The sequence below is a fragment of the Arthrobacter silviterrae genome (assembly GCF_011045165.1).
Classification (GTDB): Bacteria; Actinomycetota; Actinomycetes; order Actinomycetales; family Micrococcaceae; genus Specibacter; species Specibacter silviterrae.
The window spans coordinates 1-1,843 of sequence record NZ_JAAKZI010000074.1 but is presented as its reverse complement, the minus strand read 5'-3'; the positions used below and the strand labels follow the sequence as shown (position 1 = coordinate 1,843).

Here is a 1,843-nt window from a genome sequence, read left to right as displayed (position 1 = left end):
CTGGGGATTGATGGACAGAGGAGCCAGTATGATGCGATCTCCCAAGTCCGAGGCCTGTTTCGGCGTAATCGGCTTTCTCACTGCTTCCGGGTCTGCATCGAGCTCGGTGACGAGCACTCCTTCGTCTTCCAACGTCGCGGTAAGGTACACGCGACGCTTCGCCTGCCGAAACGCCGGGATCATGGCAACCTCAGGGCAAGGGGTTTTAATCTCAACTCCCCGAGAAGTAAAGGTGATCGTGGCAAATTTCAACTGATCGGCGACGAACGGCCACGCAAAGAAGAGGGTATTGAGCTTGTCGTCGTCCGCATGCGGCCTGACAACAGCCATGATCTCATCGACACGGTCCGCCAGTGCCTTCGCCGGTACGCGGATCGGTGACCCTTGGTCGCCAGCCTCAATATCTGCAAACGCCTTCGGACCCTGTTCCTTGAGTTCGGCCGCGAAGAGCTTGAGCATCTGATCGAAGGCCTTGCATGAGAACGGGATAGTGGCAGCGAATATCCCGTTGGTCGCGGCGAGAGCAGCATGGGCGTCATCGACAATGACGGCTCCCAGGGTGACGACTTTCTTCACCCCACGCACCCCGAATGAGCTGCGCCCGTTGACGACCTTGTGGAACGTGGTGATCAGGATCGATCGAGAAGACCGGAACAGTTCATCATTCGCGTCGGTGGTCACGGGGATCTTGGCATCGTTTGCTTCATCGGCTACTTGCTGGATCAGGAAGCTGTCCGGTACCAGGAAGACGGCGGGGCCCACGCCCTCGTGCAGGCTCGACTGTGCGATCAGCAACCCCGTGAGGGTCTTGCCTCCACCTGTGTTCTGCTTCAGAACCAGGTCGGGCTCACTCCGACGGTCGTATCAACTGTCCAGAACCTCATTCTGTTCCGGGCGAAGACGCGACCACTTGAGGCCCTCCAGCGAAGCGTAGATCTCTCGAGGGCGGGTGAGCTTGGCACCCTTGTTCGGGTTGATCTCGTCCCAACGAATTGCCACAGATATCACCTTCGCAGTCAGGCGTGCATCGCACGCGAACTTCAGAGGATCGCGCGGCCGCTGCTCGGCCTGCCCCCAAGCTGATTCTACCGAGCACTCATCGAGTCTTGACCATTCAGGGTGCCCGCACCGACATGGCCATCTGGACATATGACTTCTGACGGTCTCTGAGGTTCATACCATGTGACGGGTGGACGCGGAATTTGTCAAGGTGAATGAGGCCAGCGGGAGTTAGGCTGCTACTTTTGTGTCGTCTTTCTCGGCTGGTTTGTTGATCCAGGCGGTGTTGGGGATGGCGAGGATTTTGGGGTCGTTGTTGGTGGTGAACCGTTCGGGTGTTTTTGCCCGCGCGGCTGCCAGGGTTTTGGCGCGTTCAAGGGCTTTGTCGGCGGCGAGGCCGTAGTGGACATCGGCCGGGGTGTTGAGGCCGATTCCGGTGTGGCAATGAGTGTGGTTGTACCCCTCAACGAAGGAGGCCATGAAGGTCCTTGCATCGGGCAGGGAGCCGAAACGTTCGGGGAACACAGGTGCGAACTTCAGCGATTTAAACCAGGCCTCACTGTATGGATTATCATTGCTGACGCGGGGCCGGGAATGAGACCGGGTGACCTCCAAATCAGAGAGTAGCGCGGCGACTGTTTTGGACGTCATCGAGGTCCCACGGTCGGCGTGGACGATCTGGGGGACGCCGTGGATGCCGAAGATTTCCTTCATCATTTCCACGGCCAGTTCACCGGTTTCGGTGGCATGGACGTAGGCGCCGACAATGTAGCGCGAGTAGATGTCGATCATGACGTAGCAGTCGTAGTATTTACCCTTGATCGGGCCGGCCAATTTGGTGATA

The 1,843-nt window shown here is 58.3% G+C and carries 2 protein-coding genes; both read right to left on the bottom strand.

Features of this window, described 5'->3' with window-relative positions:
• On the bottom strand, positions 1-834 hold an 834-nt coding region (locus tag G6N77_RS19405), incomplete at its 3' end, for a DEAD/DEAH box helicase family protein (RefSeq protein ID WP_338083841.1).
• A gap of 396 nt (positions 835-1,230) precedes the next feature.
• On the bottom strand, positions 1,231-1,843 hold a 613-nt coding region (locus G6N77_RS19400; RefSeq protein WP_165183811.1), incomplete at its 5' end, for a DDE-type integrase/transposase/recombinase.